The organism is Rhizobium sp. BK376, from assembly GCF_004341625.1.
In the GTDB taxonomy this organism is placed as follows: Bacteria; Pseudomonadota; Alphaproteobacteria; order Rhizobiales; family Rhizobiaceae; genus Rhizobium.
Genome location: NZ_SLZG01000030.1, coordinates 30,121 through 47,572, shown reverse-complemented (window position 1 = coordinate 47,572; position 17,452 = coordinate 30,121). Strand labels below are relative to the sequence as shown.

Here is a 17,452-nt window from a genome sequence, read left to right as displayed (position 1 = left end):
GCGTCGGCTGGATGTTCACCCTGACGGCCACCGCTTATAATTTGGTGAGGCTACCAAAGCTGCTGGCGACGGCATGATCGCGCCCGTAATCCGCCGAGAGAGGGGGGATTACGGCAGAATGGGCCGACAAGGCCGCTGAAAAAGCATCGTCAAGGCTCGTCTTCGAGCCATCTAGCGAGGATCGGCTGAAAAATTAGCGCTATTTCCGCACCTTGTTAAAAGTGACTGTGTGTAGCCACCCTATGTATCTGTGCATCAATTCGGGCATCCGCCTGCCACATTGCACCGCTTCTGTTCACTTCTGTTCACGTCTGATCGCGGCAAATATATCGCCAGTGATCTGCCGCGATCGGAGGGCTCCTGTCGGATTACACCGTCATCGCTTTGGTTCCGCCTGCTGAGCCTGTGAGGCCACGTAGTACTCGAACTAAACGCTCGACAGCTTTCATGTTAGACTGCGGTGCATTGACCCACCGCCCCGAGTGACAACCATGGCAGCAGCAGACAAACCGCCTCGGGCGGGAGCACAACAGAAACCTCGCCACAAATTCAATCCCAAGCGGGACGCGAAGCCACAGGTACTCGCCGAGGCCAATCGCACCGTCTTCCGGATTGCTTCAGCAGTCATAGTAGCTTTTCTCGTCATCGTCGCCGTTCAGGTATTCTGGTAACGGACACAGTGTGAGCGAGAATTTCTTCGCACTGAAAGACCACCCTTGGCCGATATCGTTGAAAAATTCACCGGCCGGTCTGCTCATCCGCCATTTCTGTCTTCGAGCGGAGAAGGTATGCGGTAGAGGTCCGCGCGGTTGAGGGCAACGAAATCACTTCGTGTGGGGATGGAATTTTGATGACGCCCACCACCAACTTTGTCGCAGAGCTATACCGGGCCGCCAATGAAATCGATCGGTTGACGACCGTCGAGAAGCGTCGCCTGCTGGTTAGAGCGGCACACACCATTGTCGACATGGAGGAACTGCTCGGGAATGTCGCCGATCACAGATCACATAGACTTGCTACCGAACTGCTGGCGCTCTCCGACATGGTGCTTGACGGTGTATGGGACGTATTGATTTCCCACGGCTTCCTGGAGGCCGCTGACGCAATCCGACGGTTGAAGATTCTCGCAGACAGCGAATGATAACCGAAAGTGCTGGTCCGCTTGCGACGCATATAGCGCGGGATGCCGAAGGCCAGATCAATCGGTGCCAGACGATGGAACGTTCGGCGCTGTCTTGTGTTTAGCTGGCGAGCGCGGGCTGTGCCAAACGGACGCGACGGTGCAGAAGAACATCGGAGTTTTTCCGTTTTCCTCCGATGGCCAACGAAGCGGCAGTCGAGCTTCTTACCCGTCCACCCGCTCTCACCAGAGGGGCACATTGAAGATTGCGACCTATAACGTGAATGGCGTGAACGGCAGGCTCGACGTCCTGCTGCGCTGGCTTGCCGAAGATCGTCCTGATGTCGTGTGCCTGCAGGAATTAAAGACGCCGGACGACAGATTTCCCCGAAAGGCCATCGAGCAGGTTGGCTACGGCGCGATCTGGCACGGTCAGAAGAGCTGGAACGGCGTTGCGATCCTTGCAAGAGACGCGGAACCTCTTCTCACTCGGCGAGGTCTCCCGGGCGACCCTGACGACACGCACAGTCGTTACATCGAGGCTGCGGTGAACGGTCTCCTGATTGGCTGCCTTTATCTTCCAAATGGTAACCCCGCGCCCGGCCCGAAATTCGGCTACAAGCTTCGTTGGTTCGAGCGCCTGCAGCACTATGCGCGTGAACTTCTGGACCTCGACGTGCCCGCCATGCTGGTGGGTGATTTCAATGTCATGCCGACCAATCTCGACGTCTATGCGCCTGAACGATGGAGAGACGACGCCCTGTTCCGCCCAGAGGTGCGCGAGGCATATGCCGCGCTCGTTGCCCAGGGATGGACGGACGCGATCCGCCACCTGCATCCGGATGAGCGCATCTATACGTTCTGGAAATATTTCCGGAACGCGTTCGCCCGAGACGCCGGACTGCGGATCGACCATTTCCTATTGTCGCCGACCGTCGCCGAGTGGCTCGTATCGGCCACGGTTCGAAGGGAAGTCCGCAGCTGGGAGCATACGAGCGACCACGCTCCCGTCATCATCGAACTTGATCACGTTTAAGCCCGGAGTCCGAGTTCTGAAGCGAATCGAATGAGCCAGCCAAATTTGTTGACTCCTCCAATAATGAGAACATAATAAGAACAAACGATAGGAGGTATCTCAATGACCGACCAAATCGACGAGGACCCGATCGGCTTTCTGCTGGATGTTTTGCGGCAAACGCGGTCACAGATGCGTGTGAGCGAGATGCTGTCCGGTCAGGTCCTGATGCGTCTAGCAATGTTGACGGAAGACCCGAAGGGCTTTGTGGGCGAAGTGACGTTCAACATAGAACGCGATCTGAAATTCGTGGCGTCGGAAGTCGAGCCAGACGACAAGTTCAATGCGGCTGAGATTGAAGGATCGCTCGATTATCTTGCGCAGCTGCGCAGCGTCTTCGACAGTGCCATTGAAGCTGCAAGGACCCAAAGACAATGAGCGATATCGACCGACAGCCTGCTCAGCACGCTCCGGCCCCGATTGCCCATCGTTGCCACTGTGGAGATTGGGCGGGCTTCGGTTTTTCTCCCCCAGGCCGCCGTCAGGAAATGCAGTGGTGGTGCTGGAAACACTACCTCCACCGCGATGCAGACACACGCCTTGAGACCGGGATGGTAGCCGAGTTGTTGGCGTCCTGACGGCGACGTCAGTTATAGGGAAAGGAGTAGAGCGATGGATGTGATTTCGGAGCCGACGATCACAGGCGGCGAATTGCGTATTTCCCAGGAAGACATTGTCTCCCTCAGAAGACTGGTATCGTTTGTCCAGGATCATTGCGCGGACGAGGAATCCGATGGATCGAGATATAAGTCGACGGAGTTGATGGAACTTCTCTTCCATGCATCGGGAGCCGTTGATCAATTCTTTGATCCTCCCGAACAAGGGATCGGCCTTTACTATCTACCCGCTTGCAAGTCGAACAAACTGCGCCGCGCTCACCATAAATTGCGGGCTGTCGTTTCTGGCAAGGGCAACGTCCGATGCTTCAAGACCGCGCTTTATATCAACGAGGACTCCGTATCGATCGGTGAGATGCAAATCGCATACATGGCCTCAGGAAAAGCTTGGGGCATGGCCATTTATGATCTAGCGACCTGCGAGGCGACGACACCTGTCGTCCATGTACGAGGCAGCGATTTGGAGGATGCCGCGAAGAAGATTTACGATCTGCTTGACCTGGGAAGGGTCGATATTCTCGAAGTGGAGGATCAGGCCGAGAGAGCCCGGCCCCAAATCCTGCAAAACTAAAGTCACGGGAGCCGCCAGGACGCGTTCCGAGAAGGACGACGCAAACTCGCCGTTCGCGTAACCAGCTAACGCTTTGACTTTCGCCAGCCCGCAGCTCGCGCATCGGCCTCGGAACAGAACCATTGCTCGCCGTATTCCGGTGAAATCCTCGTCTCGGCGTAATACTTCTGCCCTGGCACATGATAAATGCGCTCGCCGGTGTCGATACTAATATTGCCTTTGATGTCGCATTTCGGATCGACAACCTCACGAGCTCCGACCGGAACCCCCGTCGGTATCAGCACATATCCGCCAGAACCCAAAAAGGCGACCGCAGACGATATGACAACCAGTCCCGCAAACTTCGACATTTCTACCTCCGCGACAAATCAAAGGTAGCATGTGCAACTTTCGGACCCATAACCAGAATCGCTAAAATTCTAGGCTCGCCCATACCTATGGATAGTTGAGGCGCTTCTAAACAATGGTTATAGTTTCTTTTGCAATGTGAGCTAAGCTTCCCAAATCCCGACCACGGAATTGACCACCAATGCTGAAGACCGTCTTGTCCATCGCCCTCGCCGCAATTGCCGTTGTAATCTTTGCGCAAGGCGTGGTTAGGATGACGTATCGTGCTTGGCGTTATGGTCATCTTGCTCCTTTGTTCGAGCGCGGCAGTGAGTAACCACGCTCTGTGACTACGAGGCAGCCCCTGCGTATATGGTGCCCGCTTTCAGCTTATTGGCTCATCGAGATCCTTCAAATCCCCACCCATCGAGAGAGCCAAGCCTCCCACCGCATTTCCTTTTCGGGGTCATTGCTGGCTTGCCCGTTGCGATCGCGTGAGCGAACGTGTCGTGCTCGGCGTTAGTCAGGACTGGCACCGCATATTCTTGGGAGAAAAAAATGGACTTGGCAAAAATTCGAGACAACCACCAGCAGAAGCTCAAGGAATATGAGCAGCAGCTTCGGCATATGGAGGAGAACGAGACGAAGCACTTCCGACAGGAAGGCAACGGCCCGCTCGCCGACATCACCGAAGAAATCAAGGCTGAATACCACAGGCATATACAGACCTATGCAGCCATCATTGCCGAGATCGACGCCATCCTCGGCGTCTAGACTGAATGTTGCCCACTTTCGCGCCGTTTGATGAGGCTTGTGCTCCCTGAGCGCGCTGTCGTGTATCTCACGTCGGTCGGGAGGCCGAAATACCCGCGCCCTTACAGGACAGCTAAACGGCGGACATATGAACAGTCGGATTCTAATCCCTGGGATTATTGATTCTCGAAGGTCGCATCGCCACATCAGATCCGCCACCGATAGGAGGTTGCGATGAAAACCAAGATTTACGCTGCCGTGTTTGCGCTTATAGTCCTGGCTCCCGCCATAGCTTTTGCGAGCAAGATCATTGGCAATGGCTAGCCGATGGGCCGCCCTGCGCTTGAAGCAGCCGCAGGCCAGGGGTTGAACCTGGTCGTTGGTGATTGTGAACCACGCGACCGATCGTCTGTCCTGCCTGTGTAAATGGTGTCGAGCACCGCTCACAGCCGTGCCGTGAGAGATGTCAATCTTTCAGCATCTTGCTGTAGGGAACCGCCACGCGTCGAACCGCAAACAGGGCACTTGAAGAGCATATCTTTGGTCCAGTTCGACCATTGAAACATTGGAAGGGCTACAGAATGAGAGTGCAACTATCGCGCAAGCCACTTGCACTTTGGCTTTGCCGGTTCGCTTTCAGCGCCGCGGTTGCCGTATCTCTCGCGGCGTGCGTCGGTAACCAGTACGGGACACCTAATGCGTCACCGGAGACTGGTGGCCAGCACGGACCGGGATCACGCTAGTCGGCAATAAGTCCGGCATTGTGCCTTTCGGCGAGTGTCTAGGCGATGATCGCTTGCAGCATCTCGAAGTCGACTTCTTCGATGTCTCCGGAAACATCACTCAAGGGGTGCGCTCTGAACCAGTCGTCTGCCGCACGAACGCGACTGCCGTATGGTTCCGGATACGCGCCAAGGCGCAATACCCACTCGCGGACCGTCTCCCGATCCATTTTGCCGCTCTTGTATCGAGCAAGGACGGTTTTAGCGGATGCAACAAGATCGTCACTTTTAGCCATTCATCTGCATTCCGAACAACCCACTATTGCCGTCCCTTGCCAGGACCGCACCTAAATCTGAACGGTCACGTGATCTCGTGACAGCGAGTGACGTCAATCTGCCGCCCGACCCCGTGCTAGGATCACAGCAGTCGCGTTCCTTGTGATGTGTATAGCATCACATTCGTCAATCAAGTGCCGCAGTCTCGGAGATGGCCCGCCAAATGGACGCGGCCCCATCGGGCGTCGTTATAACACCATCCACCCAACATCTGAGGATTTCAGCCTCTTAGCCATTGGCCAATCGCGAAGCGTCTACAACTGCTTGCCAGAGCCGACTACGCCGACTAGTTTTTCACCACGGCACATAGCCCAACTGAGAGAAGGTTTCTTGCACATCGGATATCTCAGACAGATTGGCAACCGACACCGACTCCCAATCTCCTTCGTCGTTCTATTACTGTGGGCCGCAATCTTGGCGACCAGCGTCCAGATTACCGCAGGCGATCAACGGTCCGTGGTACAGCTTGTCAGCCAAGGTGTAGTTTGGCCCATCGTCATGGCGGTTTTGTTCCTTGCCGCCATCCTGGTCTCCTTTAGGTGGACGGACATTGGGTTCGAGCCCTTCCAAATTGCGTCGACGCTACGGTTGATGTGGTTGCCGCTTCTTTATCTCATTACCTTTAGCGGCATCGTGATCGTTCTCGGTCTGCCGCCCCTTCAAAAACTCGTTTTTATCGTCATCAATACAATCTTCGTCGGGATTTCCGAGGAAGTAATGTTTCGAGGCATCCTTTTCAGCGGGCTGCGTTCTCGATTCCGGTTTTGGCCATCGATATGGCTCAGTTGTGGGATCTTCGGACTGATCCATGTCCTCAACGCGGTCCAGACAGGTAATTGGACGGCGTCAACGCTTCAGGCAATTGCCGCATTTCAAACAGGTCTCATCTTGATGGCGCTTCGCGTGCGAACGGGATCGCTGTATCCGGTCATCATGTTGCACGCAGTATGGGACTGCCTCCCGCTGCTGATTGCGACGCACGTCGCCAATGGCGTGAATGAGGATCAGCCCCTCCCCGCGTATGCCTACCTTGCGCCGCTGTTCGTAACGCCAAATTTTTTATATGCCCTTTATTTGCTTCGAGCGAAGGGGCTGGCAAAGGTCCGCCACGTGGAATCCCGTGGCGGATTGCTCGGTCGTGGCGCCTGACAAGCATTGATCGCCAGGCGACGGAAACGGGTGTTTCCCTTGGTCCGCGGCCTCAAATTGGCCTCTGGAAAGCTTGTCGTTCCAATTTCCGGAAGTTCTTCGGCATCTGGCGAAAATCGCAACTTTCGCAGACCATGTCGTTGATTTTCGCCAGTCTCGATTGCTCCAAATCATCGGTTGATAACGCGCGCTAACCCATTGACATTAGATTCAATTTTGATTCGGAACGAATCACTTGAGCCGCCGTTGAGTCGCTTTGGGTTGCGATTCGGAGGGACGGATATGACAGGCCAGCGGGCGCAGTGGAAAGGTTTCCTGAAAATCGGCGAGGTTTCATTCGGTGTGGCCCTCTATACGGCCGCATCGACGTCCGAACGCATCACCTTCAACACCATTAACAAGGCGACCGGGAACCGGGTGAACCGCGTTTTTGTTGACAGCGAGACTGACGACGTGGTGCCGCGCGAAGCCCAGACAAAAGGCTTCGAAATCGACAGCGGTCGGTACATCATGATCGATCCGGAAGAGATCACCGCGATGATCCCGGAGAGCAACAAGACGCTCGATGTCGGTGCCTTCATTCCATGCTCCGACGTCGATGACCTCTACTTTGACAAGCCGTACTACCTGACACCGGATAAGATTGGCGGCGACGCCTTCACCGCGCTTCGAGACGGTATGAAGAAGGCGAATGTCGCCGCTATAGCCCGCACCGTTCTCTTCAGACGCTTGCGAACCGTCCTCATTCGCCCCCATGGCAAGGGCCTGATCGCGACGACACTGAACTTCGACTACGAAGTCCGGTCGTCGGCCAAGGCTTTCGAGAGCATGCCGAAGATCAAGTTGCAAGGCGAGATGCTCGATCTCGCCAAGCATATCATCGGCACGAAGATGGGTGAATTCAATCCAGCCGAGTTCGAGGATCAATATGAGGCCGCCGTCGCCGAGCTTGTAAAGGCGAAGATCGAGGGGAAGGCTCTTCCAAAGAAAAAGCCGGTTAAAGTCTCCGAACCGAACGATCTGCTCAAGGCTCTCCGCGAAAGCGCTGGAATGCTGGGTGGTGGACCCGACAAACCGAAGCGCACAGCCGCGAATGCGAACGCAGGTTCCGCCCGCGAGAAGGCTCGCCGGACGTCGCCCAGGTCCGCAACTGGTGCCGCGTCGCAGCGCAAGGCAAGCTGAGGAGGTTGGACCATGGCACCGCGCCCATACTGGAAAGGCTATCTCAAGCTATCGCTGGTCACCTGCCCCGTCGCCATGACGCCCGCGACGAGCGAAAACGAGAAGGTCCGGTTCCACACGCTCAACAAGGAGACCGGCAACCGGGTGGTTTCCCAGTACATCGACTCCGTCACTGGCAAGCGGGTGAAGGAGGAAAACGAAGCCAAAGGCTATGCACGCGGCGAGAACGACTACGTCATCTTGACCGATGACGACCTCGACACCGTGGCGTTGGATACCGTCAGGACGATCGACATAGGCACCTTTGTCCCCAGGAAGAGTATTGAATCGGTCTACCTTGAGAAGGCTCACTACCTGATGCCTGACGACCCGATCGGCCAGGAGGCGTTCGCCGTCATTCGAGACGCAATGGCTGCAGACAACGTCTTTGGTTTCTCGAAGCTGGTCATGGGCCGCCGGGAACGCGCGGTGGTTCTTGAACCTCGTGGCGAAGGCATCGTTCTCTGGACCCTCAGGTTCGGCAACGAAGTCCGCCCGGAGGACGCCTACTTCGAAGATATCGACGAGGAGTCCGATCCGGAGTTTGCGCCGCTCGTCCAGCAACTCATCAAGCAGAAAACCAAGCGGTGGTCGCCAACCATGGTGACCGATCCGATCCAGGAGGGTCTACTCGCCGTCATCGAGGAGAAGAAGAAGGCCCTCAAGCCGAGAAAGACCGCGAAGGGCAAGAAAGAGCCTGTGCCCGCGTCAAACGTGATCAACATCATGGACGCTCTGCGCAAGAGCGTCGAAGCTGAGCTGAAGAGCAAGAAGGGAGCAGCGCGATGACCGACATTTCTCTCATCGAATTGGAGCTCTGCAAGCCTGCTCCATTCATCTTTGGCGAAAACGGCCACGTTGCCGTGACCGACGGCGAGACCGTCTGGATTGTCGTCGTCACACAGGAAGCGATGATGGCGACGGCCAATCCCCCCGATGCGTCGCTCAAACGGCTCGCGCGATATGCCAGGCACTACCGGGACATGGCTGCTGCCGCGAGCCGGCGTGGTGAAGACTACAACGGCAAGGTCTGGATTTTCGAAAAGGATGTCCTAGCGTTTCCAAAGGCACGGTCGTTCGAACGGCCGGGACGACACGGAAGACAGCCTACCAGGGTTGCTGACAAGACAGGTATCAGGCCATGACCCGGCCGAGCCTTCGCAAGTTTTCTCCCATATCCGTGAAGCTCGGCCCCCAGAGCCAGACAGTCTCGACGGTGATGGAAATCGCCAAGCTCATACTCGATGAGCGCTGGCCGCTGTTGAGTGGGTCGGCGCAGAGTGCCCTGCGCATGGCGATCGTCACTTGCTTCAACGATGAAATGACACCGAAGCAAGTGAGGGATCGGTTTATTGGGGCGGCGAATGAGGCCCAGGTCGAGATTGTCGAACTCCCCCCACTCAAGCCTCGCGCGGTGAGGCAACCTCGCGTTCTGCCAGGTCGAAGCCGTTCGGCTTCTATTTCGCGTGGTGGACGATTGCAGAAAATGGGTGGATAGTCAGTGATTGTCCGCAGCTCCCCACGAGGTGGCTACACGATCATTCCGCCATTCGAGATTGGCGGAGCCAGAGACGATGTGCTGATCCGACGCTCGTCCGTTCCCTTTAGATAGGCAACCCCACCAGCAGACAGTCCCCACCCCTGCATCCGAGTCTATTGGCTGTCATTTGACTTTGAAATCGATGGTCTCTCTCACCGCACCGTCAACGGAGAACACGACGTTGTAGTCGCCAACGGGCCACCCGTTATTCGGCTAGCTCAGTGCTGAATCGATTACATTCGCAAGGATCACATGGAGCGAGACCTCGTCGATCTTGTAGTTCGGCGGAGCGGCTCCACCAGTGTCGACGGCGATCCACGACACAACGACAGTCGAGCCCGACTTCACCGCGTCCGTCATGTGGGCCTGGACGAAAATCTTGGGCGTATCCGTCGTGAACGTCGCTTCGGACTCTTTCGCATCTTTGGTTGACGATAGAATGACGTTCTCGAAGCCATCTCCCCAGGCGGAGACCGCGTTGACTATGACGAAGCCCAGCGCCATGGCCCATAATGTGGTAGGAAGTCGTTGCATTGCCATGAGCCCTTCAGTTGTGAACGGACGCCAACGATAACGGTAAGCATCTGAACGGAAGCATAAAACAAGTGAAATGTGAGCGGTCCATTTATGTGCTGTTTTCGCAATATTGGCAGTGCTTTGATCTTGGCCCTAGTTCGCTATCGCGGCGGGTGACGAACAAACGGGGCTCGCCCAGTCATCGATTGATGACTGGGCGAGGACCATCTCTAAGTCACCGCGAGGAAGCGGCCATCCTCGCCTCTGTCGTCAGGCGGTTGTGAAAGCGAGCAAATCCTAGTTGATTTGCGCCGCGTTGGTTGTCGGCATTCCGTGCGGGAAGCCAGGGTAGGATTTCAGTTGAGCGCCCTCGACCAACCCGGCCGACATCTTGCCCGTTGTCGCAAAGGGACGACTTGGTCGTCTTCTCCGTGCATGACGAGGGTGGGTACCTTGATCCGCTTGAGGTCGTCGGTAAAATCAGTCTCAGAGAAGGCTGCGATACCCTTATAATGTGCGAGGGCGCTTCCCATCATGCCCTGTCTCCACCAGTTCTGCCGAACGGCTTCACTGACCTTCGCGCCTTCCCGGTTATAGCCGAAGAACGGCATCGTGAAGTCGTGGAAGAACTGAGCTCGATTGGTCGCTGTCTGTTCGCGGACGTAATCGAAGACATCCATCGGCACGCCGTCGGGGTTGGCGGCGGTCTTCGCCATGATTGGGGCAACGGCGCTGATGAGAACAGCTTTCGCGACCCGGCCTGGTTTTGCCCGCGCTACGTACCGTGCTACCTCGCCGCCACCCGTCGAATGACCGACATGAATGGCATTTTTCAGATCGAGTGCATCGGTCAACCCGACGACATCGGCGACATAAGTGTCCATGTCATGCCCTACACCGGTCTGCGTCGAACGGCCGTGCCCGCGGCGGTCGTGGGCAATTACTCTGAAGCCCTTCTCGACAAAGAACATCATTTGAGCGTCCCAGTCATCAGAACTCAGAGGCCATCCGTGGTGGAACATGATCGCCTGGGCCTCCTTCGAGCCCCAATCCTTGTAGAAGATTTCGGTGTTGTCGCTGGTCGTGATCGCCGGCATCTGCGTTGCTCCGCCTTGAATGGAATGTCGAACCCTGTTGGTTCATCGCGCCGGATCGTTGTTGCTCCGACCCACCGAAAGATGCAGCTATCGAAATAGAAACATTGGCATCATATCGTTTCCAAAAATGGCAAAGCGACTTCCTGATCTTGAAGCATGGGCGATCTTTGCGAAGACCGCCGAACTTTGCTCCTTCTCGCGCGCCGCAGATGAGCTCGGCCTCTCGAACCCGACGGTGTCAAAGGCGATCGCACGCCTCGAAGCCAGGCTCGGCTTCTCTTTGTTTGCACGAACGTCGCGCCGCATCTCGTTGACCGAGGCTGGCCGGACTTCTCTTGAACGAGCTCAAAGGATGCTAGATGAAGCATGGGCTCTGGAGGACGAAGCAGGGGAACACTCGATCCGACCCCGGGGACTGGTCCGGATAAGCGCGCCACTCTCGTTCGGCGCGGCATACCTTAGCGCAACGCTCCCATCGCTGCTTCAAACAAACCCCGAAATAACGCTGGATTTCCAACTCAATGACCGCAAGGTCGACCTAATCGGTGAGGGTTTCGATCTCGCCCTCCGCATCGCCACACTGGAGGATTCGTCGCTGCTGGCCCGCCGGCTGGCAACAGTTCGAATCTTGCTCGTGGGCGCGCCCTCTTATTTCGAACGATTTGGCCGCCCGTCACGGCCCACCGACCTCTCGTCCCATTGCGCCCTTGCCTACACCGGGGCGGCGATGAAAAGAGTTTGGAGATTTGCACACCCAACCCTCGGCGTTGAGGAAGTCGAACCGCCAGTGCGGATATGGTCCGACAACGTCGACATGCTCAACCCAGCGCTGGTCGCCGGTCAGGACGTGGCCTTGCAGCCAAAGTTTATGATCTGGCCAGAGCTGAAGTCGAAAGAGCTGGAAATAGCCATGCCCAAATGGTCAGTTCCGACTCTCGGCCTCTACCTCTTGACCCCGCCAAGCTTCAGACGCCCGCTACGCGTCCAGATGGTTATTGACCATTTAGTGCGAGCATTGACCGGCGCTCCATGGGAGGGAAATTAGGATTCGCGGAGCAAAGCCACCGACAGGATCAGGCAAGAATTAGGAAGGTCTGTTTCTAGCGGTCAGCGGGCCTACAGCGCTAGAAAAAGGGCCGTGGTGCAGCTTGCTCCACTACAGTTCACGGGACAAAAACAATGAAAACTTGGTTTATCACCGGGGCCAGCCGTGGCCTCGGGATGGAAGTCGCGCGCGCCGCTCTCGATGTCGGCGACACGGTAGTCGCCACCGCCCGCAATCCGGGGCAGATCAAAGATGCGCTGCCGGGCTACGGCGACCGACTGCAGGCTCTCGCTCTGGATGTAACCGACCCAGCTGCCATAGATGCTACGGTGGGCGAAGCGAATCGGAAGCTTGGCAGTATCGATGTCTTGGTCAACAATGCCGGCTACGGGCAACTCGGCGCATTCGAGGAGATCGAGCGGACCACGCTCGCGCAGCAATTCGCAACGAATGTCTTCGGCGTCTTCGACGTGACACGCGCGGTGTTGCCGATCATGCGTGCCCAGCGATCCGGGCATATCATCACGATATCGTCCATTGCCGGCATAGAAGGCTTCGCCGGGTCGTCGGTCTACTGCTCGACGAAGCATGCCGTCTCGGGTTGGTCGGAAGGCCTTGGTCGTGAAGTCGCACCGTTTGGCATCAAGGTCAGCTGCGTCTATCCCGGGCGCTTTCGGACGGACTTCCTCGATGGCAGTTCTGTCCGGTTCGGCCAGATTTCCATCGAAGACTATCATATGTTTTCGTCGCAACGACGACAGGACCTTGAAGCAAACAACCATCAGCAAATCGGCGACCCTGTCAAATTCGGGGCTACGATCCTCTCGCTGGTCAACATGGCAGACCCACCTGCCCGGCTCGCGACCGGATCGGACGCTTATGCGGTGCTCAGTAAGGCGGCCAAGTCTCTTGAGGCCAACGCTGAAGAATGGAAAGGGTTGACCTTGTCGACCGACTTCCCAAATTGAACGCCACTCCGCTAATCACAGATCGTTCAATGGAAAGTTGATATCAATTGAGCAACCTCGGCATCAGTATGGAACCGGTTATGGATGCCGAGGCTTCCGAGGCGATCCGCCGCCGAATGGTCTCGATATTCGTGCGCCACTTCGATGGCGAAGGGTCCACAGAAACAGCGGTCCCCGGCTTGTCCCTTCATCGGCGCATGTCCATGGCCGCGCCGGCATCGTTCCTGTACGAACCGTCACTTGCCTTAATCGTTAGAGGCGAGAAGCGAGTCATCCTTGGACACGAGACCTACCGTTACGATCAGGCGCACTTCCTGCTCACTGCGCTCGACCTGCCCACAGTGGTCCAAGTCCTGAATGCCACGCAAACGGACCCGTATATTTCGATCAAGCAGGTCATCGACCTGGAGCTGGCGCGCGAACTGATCGCCGAAGTCGATCAGTTGAGATATTCGACGACGGCCAATGAGCCAGCTTTGGCGGTCGGACCTGTGACCGCGCAATTGCTGAACGCCGCGCTCCGCCTACTTGAACTGGTTGATCGACCGCAGGATATTCCAATTCTCTCCCGTTCGATCCAAAGGGAAATCATCTACCGCGCGTTGGTCAGTCCCGTCGGCGCTCGACTTCGACAGGTAGTGGAAGTCGGAACGCAGACGAACCGGGTTTCGGCGGCAGTCAGGTGGCTGCGTGATCACTTCCAGCAGCCATTTCGCGTCGAGCAACTTGCGGAAATCGCGGGACTCGGGGAATCCACCCTGCATCACCATTTCCGCGCTCTGACAGCGATGAGCCCGCTTCAGTACCAAAAGCACCTGCGCTTGCACGAAGCTCGTCGCCTGATGATCACCGAACGGCTGGACGCGGGAAGTGCCGCGTTGCGTGTGGGCTACGAGAGTGCCACCCAGTTTAACAGGGAATACCGACGCCTCTTCGGTGTGCCTCCCAAAACCGACATCCGTGCGATCCTTGCTGTCGCTTAGAGTGCCTGCGGTTTGATCGCTACGACCTTGCAAGGCGTGGCTTCATCCATGCGCTAGACACCTACCGCAAAAACGGGATCGAACCCTGTATTTTCGCCTGGATACCCCTCGGATTAGATGGTGTTCTTGTTGGTGGCCTCGGTCGTCGTCGCGTCCAACGGCACGTCAATCCTGGTCTACGTGCATCCCGATGCCGCCGGCCACCTAGCGCAGGTCGCGGCCTTTCTTCGTAGCCGCCGCTGGGCCGGCCTTGTGCTCGCAAGGCACGAATTCGCCGCCTTCGGCATTCCCATAGGAGCGGGGCCGGCCTTTGCCGTTTCCATGCTTGCGACGGCACAGCCGAACGCCTTTGGGGTCGCCGGTACCAGCATCGCCGCAAGGCGGGCCGGCGACAAGGACGACACGATCGGCGCCGGCCAGCACGGCGGGCTCGGAGATTTCGAGCAGATGCCGTTTCTCATGGCCGCCGGCCGGGGGGTCGAGACCGGCGGCCAGCGCATCGAGAGCGCCAGCGTCCTAGACCTTGCTCCCACCATTTTGTCCCATCTGGGCAAGAATGGCGCCTCGATGGACGGCAATCCTCTGCACCGGAACCTCCCGGAAGGACAGAGCTGATGGCGGCGATCGAAATTGACGCCGTGTCGAGAGGCTACGGCGACACCATTGTTCTCAAGGGCGTCTCGTTGACCATTTGCGACGGCGGGTTTCTGACGCTGATCGGCACTTCCGGCTGCGGAAAGCGGCCGGACGGATCGTAGGGGCGGATAAAGCACTTGTCTGATATTCGGAACGACGGGTGCTTGACGGCACTTTCGGCATGCCGCTCTCCATCTTCAGACCAAGGGCGCTTCGTTTCTACGCCGCGCAAGATCCCACTAAGTCCTAAACCGAAAGCCAGCCCTGGCGGTCTCCCCACTCTCCCTTTCGCGGACGAAGAGATTAGCCCTAAGGAAATCCGCCAACGAACGGCCTTCCGGCGACAGGCGCGACCGCCCCTTGACGAGAGCAAGCTCCGACGACGGCTGAGGATCGAAACCGTCTGCGGCATCGAGCGGGCGATGTTCCGGCAAAACCGCATCCGACGGCAAGAGGCTGATGCCAAGGCCGGAAGCGACCGCAGCCTGCACGCCCATCAGACCCTGGCTCGTATAGGCAATACGCCAGCGCCTTCCGCTTTGCTCGATAAAGCGGATCGCCCGCTCGCGATAGATGCAACCGACAGGAAAGACAGCGAGCGGAACCGGATCATCCCTGACCGGACGGTCCATGCTTTCGACCCAGACCAGCTCCTCTGTCCAACTCGCCAGACAAGCCCCTTCGTCGGGTTCGCGCTTAATCAGCGCAAGATCGATCTCGTCAGCATGAAGAAGGCGACGAAGTTCGACACTCCATCCGCTGACGGTATCAAGCCTGACATGCGGCGACGCTGAGGAAAAGCCAGAGAGGAGATCGATAAGTCTGCGGCCCGCAAAATCCTCGGGAACGCCGAGCCTGACGGTCTTTGGAGCAGCGGGCTTGCGCATGATGTCGGTTGCTTCCTCGGCGGTTGCCAAAATGCGACGCGCATAGCTCAGGAGAACTTCGCCCTCCTCGGTCGTCTGGATGCCGCCGGTCGACCTGTCGCGGAGGAGCAGGCTGTGACCGATGTTGGCCTCGAGCTTCTTGATCTGCTGGCTGACGGTCGACTGGGTGAGATGGACGCGGTCGCCTGCTCGCGTGAAACCGCCTGCATCAACGACCGCGGCAAAGGTTCGCAACAGATCCAGATCGAAAGGAAAGCTCATTCATTTTCACACTGAACATGATGGGGACATTTAATTTCTCAATGACCTCATTGTTTGTCAATATCAGCTAAATCATGGAGAGACGGGATGACACTTCCAGGAAACAAACCAGGCTGGCTAACCTTCGATTGCTACGGGACATTGATCCAATGGGATGAAGGGCTGCTTGCTGCCATGGATGCGATGTTGTCGGCAAAGGGTCGGGACATCGACCAGTCGGCATTCATTGCTGTTTATGATCGCTACGAGCACGAACTTGAGCAGCAAAAGCCACACCGGCCGTTCCGCCAGGTGACAGCACATGCACTTGAGCTGGCGATGGCGGAATTCGGACTGCCATTCGATCCCGCCGACGCCGATCTCGTGACATCCTCGATCGGTCGAATGCCGCCCTTTCCTGAAGTAGTGGAAACGCTGGGCAGGCTGAAGGCGGCCGGTTTCCGGCTTGCCATTATCTCAAATACGGATGACGCGATCATTGCCGGCAATGTCGCCCAGCTCGGCGGCGCCATCGACCGCGTCATCACCGCAGAGCAAACCGAGGCCTATAAGCCTTCGCCACAGATTTTCCGACAGGCCTGGAAAACACTTGGTATCGGCGTCGATGACCTCGTGCATATCTGCGCAAGCCCACATCTTGACCTTGCCGCGGCGCGCGAACTGGGATTTCGTGCAATCTGGGTCGATCGCGGCACGGGACGCAAACCGCTCAGCGACTACCGCCCCAACGAGATCGTGCCGATGCTCGACAAGGTGCCTGACCTGTTTGCCGAAAACGGCTGGATGTGAAGAATGCGAAATGGAGACAAGACATGGCTCATGAACTGAACCTTTCGAGGGGCCAGCCGGCCATATTGCGAAACTTGCCACTTGATACGGACGAGATCCAGCAGGCCCGCGTCGATCTGGCGGCCTGCCTTAGAATGGCGGCGCGGCTCGGGCTCGAGGAAGGCATCTGCAATCATTTCTCTGCCGTCGTACCCGGCCATCCGGATCTGTTCCTCGTCAACAGGCTGGGCTGGGCCTTTCAAGAAGCAACCGCCTCTTCGCTGCTGATCTGCGATTTCGAGGGCAATGTCATTGTCGGTGACGGTGTGCCCGAAGCGACGGCCTTCTTCATTCATGGCCGCCTTCACAAGATGTCCCCGCGCGTAGGTGCGGCTTTCCATACGCATATGCCGAATGCAACGGCGCTCAGCATGGTCGAGGGCGCTCCCTTCGTCTGGGCTGGCCAGACGGCGCTGAAATTCTACGGCCGTGTTGCTGTCGACGAGAATTATAACGGACTGGCGCTCGACGAACGCGAGGGCGATCGGATCGCTGCTGTGCTCGGCGGCAAAGATATCCTGTTCATGAAAAACCATGGCGTCATGGTCTGCGCGCCTAACATCGCTGAAGCCTTTGATGATCTCTATTACCTGGAGCGTGCCGCAGAGGTTCAGCTCAAGGCGATGAGCACCGGGCGCCGACTGCTGCCGGTCACCGACGAGATCGCCGAACAGGCGGCAAGGCAAATGCGCCAAGGCGATCCGGAGAGCGCGCGCCTCCACCTTGAAAGCATCAAGCGCGTTCTCGACCGCCAGGCGCCTGAGTATCGAAGCTGATACTGCCGCAACGGCGAGTTGAGC

Annotated in this window: 21 protein-coding genes and 1 pseudogene; 16 read left to right on the top strand and 6 right to left on the bottom strand. The window is 57.4% G+C overall.

Annotated elements, in window-relative coordinates:
* Positions 1–850: 850 nt before the first annotated feature.
* The 4 genes from EV561_RS37435 (at position 851) to EV561_RS32410 (ending at position 3,383) form a co-directional block, all read left to right on the top strand.
* The gene (locus EV561_RS37435) at positions 851–1,141 is read left to right on the top strand and encodes a hypothetical protein (protein ID WP_165928002.1); all 291 of its coding nucleotides are present in this window, start codon (positions 851–853) and stop codon (positions 1,139–1,141) included.
* Between the two features lie 238 nt (positions 1,142–1,379).
* Positions 1,380–2,156: an exodeoxyribonuclease III gene (xth, locus tag EV561_RS32425; protein WP_132528013.1), complete on the top strand. Its 777-nt coding sequence runs from the start codon at positions 1,380–1,382 to the stop codon at positions 2,154–2,156.
* 102 nt (positions 2,157–2,258) lie between these two features.
* Complete coding sequence (locus tag EV561_RS32420) at positions 2,259–2,573, top strand: hypothetical protein (RefSeq protein WP_132528012.1); 315 nt, start codon at positions 2,259–2,261, stop codon at positions 2,571–2,573.
* A 234-nt stretch (positions 2,574–2,807) separates the two neighbouring features.
* Complete coding sequence (locus EV561_RS32410) at positions 2,808–3,383, top strand: hypothetical protein (RefSeq protein ID WP_132528010.1); 576 nt, start codon at positions 2,808–2,810, stop codon at positions 3,381–3,383.
* A gap of 65 nt (positions 3,384–3,448) precedes the next feature.
* Here the strand turns inward: EV561_RS32410 and EV561_RS32405 are convergent, their stop codons facing one another.
* A complete protein-coding gene (locus tag EV561_RS32405) occupies positions 3,449–3,733 on the bottom strand; it encodes a hypothetical protein (protein ID WP_132528009.1) in 285 nt (94 codons plus the stop codon).
* A 535-nt stretch (positions 3,734–4,268) separates the two neighbouring features.
* Here EV561_RS32405 and EV561_RS32400 point away from each other — a divergent pair.
* Positions 4,269–4,484: a hypothetical protein gene (locus EV561_RS32400; RefSeq protein ID WP_132528008.1), complete on the top strand. Its 216-nt coding sequence runs from the start codon at positions 4,269–4,271 to the stop codon at positions 4,482–4,484.
* 760 nt (positions 4,485–5,244) lie between these two features.
* On the opposite strand, the gene EV561_RS32395 is transcribed toward EV561_RS32400, so the two are convergent.
* Complete coding sequence (locus EV561_RS32395) at positions 5,245–5,481, bottom strand: hypothetical protein (protein ID WP_132528007.1); 237 nt, start codon at positions 5,479–5,481, stop codon at positions 5,245–5,247.
* Positions 5,482–5,935: 454 nt separating this feature from the next.
* On the opposite strand from EV561_RS32395, the gene EV561_RS32390 reads away from it, so the two are divergent.
* From EV561_RS32390 to EV561_RS32375, 4 genes are all read left to right on the top strand, one after another.
* Entirely contained in the window at positions 5,936–6,670 is a 735-nt protein-coding gene (locus EV561_RS32390) for a CPBP family intramembrane glutamic endopeptidase (protein WP_207910634.1), read from the top strand.
* 282 nt (positions 6,671–6,952) lie between these two features.
* Positions 6,953–7,852, top strand: coding sequence for a Ku protein (locus tag EV561_RS32385; protein ID WP_132528005.1), 900 nt, complete (start codon positions 6,953–6,955; stop codon positions 7,850–7,852).
* A 12-nt stretch (positions 7,853–7,864) separates the two neighbouring features.
* Positions 7,865–8,680 (top strand): Ku protein, encoded by an 816-nt coding sequence (locus EV561_RS32380; protein WP_132528004.1) that lies wholly within the window; start codon positions 7,865–7,867, stop codon positions 8,678–8,680.
* The gene (locus EV561_RS32375) at positions 8,677–9,036 is read left to right on the top strand and encodes a hypothetical protein (protein ID WP_132528003.1); all 360 of its coding nucleotides are present in this window, start codon (positions 8,677–8,679) and stop codon (positions 9,034–9,036) included. Before EV561_RS32380 ends, EV561_RS32375 begins: the two co-directional genes overlap by 4 nt.
* Here the strand turns inward: EV561_RS32375 and EV561_RS38145 are convergent.
* The 3 genes and pseudogenes from EV561_RS38145 to EV561_RS32360 form a co-directional block, all read right to left on the bottom strand.
* On the bottom strand, positions 9,026–9,205 hold the full coding sequence (locus EV561_RS38145) for a hypothetical protein (RefSeq protein ID WP_245513138.1): 180 nt from the start codon (positions 9,203–9,205) through the stop codon (positions 9,026–9,028). The two genes, EV561_RS32375 and EV561_RS38145, sit on opposite strands and share 11 nt — an antisense overlap.
* A 439-nt stretch (positions 9,206–9,644) precedes the next feature.
* Positions 9,645–9,965 carry a hypothetical protein gene (locus tag EV561_RS32365; RefSeq protein ID WP_245513136.1) on the bottom strand — a complete coding sequence of 107 codons (321 nt, stop codon included), beginning with the start codon at positions 9,963–9,965 and terminating at the stop codon, positions 9,645–9,647.
* Positions 9,966–10,244: 279 nt separating this feature from the next.
* Positions 10,245–11,044: pseudogene (locus EV561_RS32360) on the bottom strand (alpha/beta hydrolase).
* Between the two features lie 127 nt (positions 11,045–11,171).
* Here EV561_RS32360 and EV561_RS32355 point away from each other — a divergent pair.
* The 5 genes from EV561_RS32355 (at position 11,172) to EV561_RS37430 (ending at position 14,798) form a co-directional block, all read left to right on the top strand.
* Positions 11,172–12,089 (top strand): LysR family transcriptional regulator, encoded by a 918-nt coding sequence (locus EV561_RS32355; RefSeq protein WP_132528001.1) that lies wholly within the window; start codon positions 11,172–11,174, stop codon positions 12,087–12,089.
* A 134-nt stretch (positions 12,090–12,223) separates the two neighbouring features.
* On the top strand, positions 12,224–13,057 hold the full coding sequence (locus EV561_RS32350; protein WP_132528000.1) for an oxidoreductase: 834 nt from the start codon (positions 12,224–12,226) through the stop codon (positions 13,055–13,057).
* A gap of 47 nt (positions 13,058–13,104) precedes the next feature.
* On the top strand, positions 13,105–14,040 hold the full coding sequence (locus tag EV561_RS32345) for an AraC family transcriptional regulator (RefSeq protein ID WP_132527999.1): 936 nt from the start codon (positions 13,105–13,107) through the stop codon (positions 14,038–14,040).
* 117 nt (positions 14,041–14,157) lie between these two features.
* Positions 14,158–14,655 carry a hypothetical protein gene (locus tag EV561_RS32340; protein ID WP_132527998.1) on the top strand — a complete coding sequence of 166 codons (498 nt, stop codon included), beginning with the start codon at positions 14,158–14,160 and terminating at the stop codon, positions 14,653–14,655.
* The gene (locus EV561_RS37430) at positions 14,655–14,798 is read left to right on the top strand and encodes a hypothetical protein (protein WP_165927999.1); all 144 of its coding nucleotides are present in this window, start codon (positions 14,655–14,657) and stop codon (positions 14,796–14,798) included. Before EV561_RS32340 ends, EV561_RS37430 begins: the two co-directional genes overlap by 1 nt.
* 117 nt (positions 14,799–14,915) lie before the next feature.
* Here the strand turns inward: EV561_RS37430 and EV561_RS32335 are convergent, their stop codons facing one another.
* Complete coding sequence (locus EV561_RS32335; protein ID WP_132527997.1) at positions 14,916–15,824, bottom strand: LysR family transcriptional regulator; 909 nt, start codon at positions 15,822–15,824, stop codon at positions 14,916–14,918.
* Between the two features lie 87 nt (positions 15,825–15,911).
* Here EV561_RS32335 and EV561_RS32330 point away from each other — a divergent pair, with 87 nt between their 5' ends.
* Together EV561_RS32330 and EV561_RS32325 are read left to right on the top strand one after the other, a co-directional pair.
* Complete coding sequence (locus tag EV561_RS32330; RefSeq protein ID WP_132527996.1) at positions 15,912–16,613, top strand: haloacid dehalogenase type II; 702 nt, start codon at positions 15,912–15,914, stop codon at positions 16,611–16,613.
* Between the two features lie 23 nt (positions 16,614–16,636).
* Positions 16,637–17,428, top strand: coding sequence for an aldolase (locus EV561_RS32325; RefSeq protein WP_132527995.1), 792 nt, complete (start codon positions 16,637–16,639; stop codon positions 17,426–17,428).
* Positions 17,429–17,452: the final 24 nt, after the last annotated feature.

Bases quoted from the DNA above. Each gene is read 5' to 3' on its own strand.
- EV561_RS37435 (WP_165928002.1), top strand. From the start codon at position 851: ATGACGCCCACCACCAACTTTGTCGCAGAGCTATACCGGGCCGCCAAT.
- EV561_RS32420 (WP_132528012.1), top strand. From the start codon at position 2,259: ATGACCGACCAAATCGACGAGGACCCGATCGGCTTTCTGCTGGATGTT.
- EV561_RS32410 (WP_132528010.1), top strand. From the start codon at position 2,808: ATGGATGTGATTTCGGAGCCGACGATCACAGGCGGCGAATTGCGTATT.
- EV561_RS32405 (WP_132528009.1), bottom strand. From the start codon at position 3,733: ATGTCGAAGTTTGCGGGACTGGTTGTCATATCGTCTGCGGTCGCCTTT.
- EV561_RS32400 (WP_132528008.1), top strand. From the start codon at position 4,269: ATGGACTTGGCAAAAATTCGAGACAACCACCAGCAGAAGCTCAAGGAA.
- EV561_RS32395 (WP_132528007.1), bottom strand. From the start codon at position 5,481: ATGGCTAAAAGTGACGATCTTGTTGCATCCGCTAAAACCGTCCTTGCT.
- EV561_RS32385 (WP_132528005.1), top strand. From the start codon at position 6,953: ATGACAGGCCAGCGGGCGCAGTGGAAAGGTTTCCTGAAAATCGGCGAG.
- EV561_RS32380 (WP_132528004.1), top strand. From the start codon at position 7,865: ATGGCACCGCGCCCATACTGGAAAGGCTATCTCAAGCTATCGCTGGTC.
- EV561_RS32375 (WP_132528003.1), top strand. From the start codon at position 8,677: ATGACCGACATTTCTCTCATCGAATTGGAGCTCTGCAAGCCTGCTCCA.
- EV561_RS32365 (WP_245513136.1), bottom strand. From the start codon at position 9,965: ATGCAACGACTTCCTACCACATTATGGGCCATGGCGCTGGGCTTCGTC.
- EV561_RS32355 (WP_132528001.1), top strand. From the start codon at position 11,172: ATGGCAAAGCGACTTCCTGATCTTGAAGCATGGGCGATCTTTGCGAAG.
- EV561_RS32350 (WP_132528000.1), top strand. From the start codon at position 12,224: ATGAAAACTTGGTTTATCACCGGGGCCAGCCGTGGCCTCGGGATGGAA.
- EV561_RS32340 (WP_132527998.1), top strand. From the start codon at position 14,158: ATGGTGTTCTTGTTGGTGGCCTCGGTCGTCGTCGCGTCCAACGGCACG.
- EV561_RS37430 (WP_165927999.1), top strand. From the start codon at position 14,655: ATGGCGGCGATCGAAATTGACGCCGTGTCGAGAGGCTACGGCGACACC.
- EV561_RS32335 (WP_132527997.1), bottom strand. From the start codon at position 15,824: ATGAGCTTTCCTTTCGATCTGGATCTGTTGCGAACCTTTGCCGCGGTC.
- EV561_RS32330 (WP_132527996.1), top strand. From the start codon at position 15,912: ATGACACTTCCAGGAAACAAACCAGGCTGGCTAACCTTCGATTGCTAC.
- EV561_RS32325 (WP_132527995.1), top strand. From the start codon at position 16,637: ATGGCTCATGAACTGAACCTTTCGAGGGGCCAGCCGGCCATATTGCGA.